Genomic DNA, 3,817 nt, shown 5'->3' on the forward strand with positions numbered 1-3,817 from the left:
GTCGTCGCTGCTGCCGCGACGGTCTCGCCGCGGGCGGTGCTCGGTCCCGGGACGGTGGTCCTGGAGCACGCGCACGTCGGCCCGTCCGCCCGATTGGGTGTCGGTGTCATCGTCAACACGGGTGCGGTCGTCGAGCACGACTGCGTCGTCGGCGACGGCGCGCACATCGCACCCGGGGCCGCTCTCCTCGGCGCGGCGCGTGTCGGCGACCGAACCTTCGTCGGTTCCGGCGCGCGGGTGCTGCCCGGGATCGAGCTCGGCGTAGGCGTCACGGTTGGGGCCGGGTCCGTCGTGACGTGGGGCGTTCCGGACGGAAACACGGTCGTCGGGGTGCCGGCCCGGCTGGCAACGAGTCGACCCGCTGAGGACGTGCACCCATGAGGACGGCGACCATCGCTGAGGTGGAGATCCCGACCGCCGAGGACGTCTACGTCATCGCCGAGGCGGGCGTGAACCACAACGGCGACATCGAGCTCGCCCACCGGTTGGTCGACATCGCCGCGTCGTCGGGCGCCGACGCAGTGAAGTTCCAGACCTTCTCCCCGGACAAGCTCGTCTCGTCGACGGCCGCCACGACGCCCTACCAGCGCGATCGCGGTGGGTCCTCCGACCAGCGGTCGCTCCTCGAGTCGCTCACCCTGCCCGAGACCGCGTGGGCCGAGCTGCGCGACCACGCGACGCAGTCCGGCATCACCTTCCTCTCCACCCCGTTCGACCTCGACAGCGCCGAGCTGCTCGTCGCTCTCGGCCTTCCCGCGCTCAAGGTCAGCTCCGGCGAGCTGACGAACCTGCCCTACCTGCGCCAGCTCTCGGCCCTCGGCGTGACCCTGCTCGTGTCGACCGGGATGGGCACGGCCGACGAGGTCGCCGCGGCCGTCGCCGCCTGCGCGGACGCACCAGGGCTGGTCCTGTTCCACTGCGTCTCGGCGTACCCGGCACCGGTCGAGGAGTGCAACCTCCGGGCCATCCCCGCAATGGCCGGGGCGCACGACGTCCCGGTCGGGTGGTCGGACCACACACCGGGGCTGACGACGGCTCTGGGCGCCGTCGCCCTCGGCGCGCCCATCCTCGAGAAGCACTTCACGGCCGACCGCGCGCTCCCGGGGCCCGACCACCTGGCGAGCCTGGAGCCGGACGGGCTGACCGAGTACGTCCTTGCGACGAAGCAGCTCGCGCGGGCCCTCGGTGACGGTGTCAAGCGGCGGATGCCCTCCGAGGAGGCGAACGCCACGCTCGTGCGCCGCTCCTGGCACGCCGCCGTCGACCTGCCCATGGGCACCATCCTCGAGGGCGCCCACCTGTCGCTGCTGCGACCCGAGGGCGGCGTCAGCCCCGCCCTCGACATCCGGGGCCGCGTCGTCTCTCGATCCATCCCCGCAGGGGCGCCGGTCACCCACTCCGACCTGGACGCCTGATGGCCGACCCGCGCACCGTGGCCGTCTTCGTCGGCACGCGGGCCGACCTCGGCCCCCTGACCCCGGTCATCGAGGTGCTGGCCGAGGCCACCGACGTCGACCTCCACGTGCTCACGGGGGTCATGTATGACGCCGACGACCTCAAGCGAGCGCTGCCGGAGGCGACCGCTTCGCCTGCCGTGGTGCACACCTTGGCCGAGCCGATGAGCGTGGTCTCGGTTGACGCCCAGCTCGGGCAGGGAGCACGGCTGTCCGTCGCCGCCGGCCGAGTGCTCGAGGACATCCAGGCCCAGGTCCTCGTCGTCCTCGGGGACCGGTGGGAGCTGCTCTACGTCGTGCCCCCGGCGGTCCTGCTCGGAGTGCCGATCGTGCACCTCCATGGCGGCGAGGTGACCGAGGGCGCCCTCGACGAGCGGATCCGGCACGCGGTGACCAAGCTCGCGGACGAACACTGCGTCGCCTCGCCCGATGCTGCGCGGCGACTCTCGCAGCTGGGAGAGCCGAGAGAGCGTATCCATGTCACCGGCGCGCCGGGGCTCGACCGGCTGGCGGCGGCAGCACCGTTGGCGGACGATGCGCTGGCCCGGCTGCTCGGGACCGACCGCGTCGAGCGGCCCATCGCGCTCTTCACCTACCACCCGCCGACGGCGCAGGCCGGGGCCCCCATCGGCGAGTGGGCTCGCGAGGCGGCCGAGGCCTCACTCGCCGTTTGTGCGACGGTCATCGCGACGTATCCGGGGATGGACGAGGGTAGGGAGGAGATCGTCGCCGCCTTGTCGGCGCTCGCAGCTGCTGAGCCCCGACTGCGCCTCGTCGAGGCCCTCGGGCGCGACTACCCGGCCGTCCTCGCCTCGGTCGACGTCGTCGTTGGCAACTCATCGTCGGGGGTCATCGAGGCCGCGACGCTGCACAAGCCCGCCGTCGACGTCGGCGGCCGCCAACGCGGCCGGCTCCGCGGGGACAACGTCGTCCACGCCGAGGAGGGCAGGGCCGCCGTCGAGGATGCCATCCGCCTCGCGCTGTCCCCCGCGGGGACGGCCAGGGCGAGGGAGGTGGTCAACCCGTACGGCACCGGGGACGCGAGCCGCCGCATCCTCGATATCGTGCGGAGGGCCGGAGCAGCCGGCCGGGTCAAGCGGTTCGTCGACGCGGGCCCCGGAGACGTCCAGGAGACCGATGTGGAGGTGACGGAGTGACGCAGGCCGAGCTCGTCGGTTCCACTGCGCCGAGCACGGCCACGCTGCGCGACGCCCTGCTCGTCATCGACCGGAGCGGCACCCGGGTCTGCATGCTCGTCGACGAGGGCGGCCGACTCGCCGGCCTGCTCACCGACGGCGACCTGCGCCGGGCGATCCTGCGGGGCACGAGCCTCGAGGATCGCGCGCTCGAGCACGCCACGACGTCACCGCACACGGTTCAGGCCGGCTCGCCCCGGGCCCTCGTTCTCGACCTGCTCGCCGCCCTGCACGTATCCGCCGTCCCGGAGATTGACGTGGACGGCACCCTCGTCGGGCTGCACACCCTCTCCGACGTCGTCGGCGCGAAGCCGCTGCCCAACGTGGCGGTCATCATGGCCGGCGGCCGCGGAAGCCGCCTCGGCGACCTCACCAACGACACGCCCAAGCCGCTCATGACCGTTGCCGGCCGGTCGATCATCGAGTGGATCGTCCTCGGTCTCGTCGGCGACGGCATCCGCGACATCCACATCAGCGTCAACTACCTCGCCGACCTGATCGAGGAGCACCTCGGGGACGGATCGAGGCTCGGGTGCTCGGTGCGATACCTGCGGGAGGACACCGATCGGCCGCTCGGCACGGCCGGTTCCCTGGCCCTGTTGCGTGCCGAGCGGCCCGACCTCGCGGATCCGGTGCTCGTCATGAACGGTGACCTCATGGTCCAGTTCGACGCCGTCGACCTGCTGCACACCCACGCCCGCACCGGGGCGACCCTGACGATGGCGACGCGCAGCTACCAGCACGAGGTGCCCTTCGGCGTCGTCGAGACCAGCGACGGCCGGGTGACCGGCATCGCCGAGAAGCCGACGCTGTCCTTCGACATCAACGCCGCCGTCTACGCGGTTGAGCCGCGTGCCTTCGCCTGGGTTCCAGAGGGCCGGGCGAGCGGGATGCCGGACCTCGTCGAGACCTGCCTCGAGAAGGGCGAGGTCGTCACCGCGTGGCACCTCGGCAGCGACTGGATCGACGTCGGCACCCCGAGCGACCTCGCCCGAGCGAAGGGCCAGGCCTGAGCGCCAGCGAACTCAGCGGCATACGGCATCTATGAAACTCAAGACAACGAAAAGGCCACTGTGACAATCGAACTGACCTCTCGGCCCATCGACGGATCGATCGCCGGAAAGACCGTGCTCGTCACCGGGGCGGATGGTTTCATCGGCAGCCACA

At 72.0% G+C, this 3,817-nt stretch carries 4 protein-coding genes; all 4 read left to right on the forward strand.

The window, feature by feature from the left end; genetic code table 11:
- Nucleotides 1-381 (forward strand): DapH/DapD/GlmU-related protein (locus VIR15_RS03080; RefSeq protein ID WP_331926004.1); only part of this gene is annotated, 381 nt, incomplete at its 5' end.
- The gene (locus VIR15_RS03085; RefSeq protein ID WP_331926005.1) at nt 378-1,415 is read left to right on the forward strand and encodes an N-acetylneuraminate synthase family protein; all 1,038 of its coding nucleotides are present in this window, start codon (nt 378-380) and stop codon (nt 1,413-1,415) included. The genes VIR15_RS03080 and VIR15_RS03085, both read left to right, overlap by 4 nt.
- Nucleotides 1,415-2,611 carry a UDP-N-acetylglucosamine 2-epimerase gene (gene neuC, locus VIR15_RS03090; protein ID WP_331926006.1) on the forward strand — a complete coding sequence of 399 codons (1,197 nt, stop codon included), beginning with the start codon at nt 1,415-1,417 and terminating at the stop codon, nt 2,609-2,611. Before VIR15_RS03085 ends, neuC begins: the two co-directional genes overlap by 1 nt.
- The gene (locus VIR15_RS03095; protein ID WP_331926007.1) at nt 2,608-3,663 is read left to right on the forward strand and encodes a sugar phosphate nucleotidyltransferase; all 1,056 of its coding nucleotides are present in this window, start codon (nt 2,608-2,610) and stop codon (nt 3,661-3,663) included. Before neuC ends, VIR15_RS03095 begins: the two co-directional genes overlap by 4 nt.
- Nucleotides 3,664-3,817 lie beyond the last annotated feature (154 nt).

This window comes from Intrasporangium sp. (assembly GCF_036566125.1).
Taxonomy (GTDB): domain Bacteria; phylum Actinomycetota; class Actinomycetes; order Actinomycetales; family Dermatophilaceae; genus Intrasporangium.

Bases quoted from the DNA above. Each gene is read 5' to 3' on its own strand.
- VIR15_RS03085 (WP_331926005.1), top strand. From the start codon at position 378: ATGAGGACGGCGACCATCGCTGAGGTGGAGATCCCGACCGCCGAGGAC.
- neuC (WP_331926006.1), top strand. From the start codon at position 1,415: ATGGCCGACCCGCGCACCGTGGCCGTCTTCGTCGGCACGCGGGCCGAC.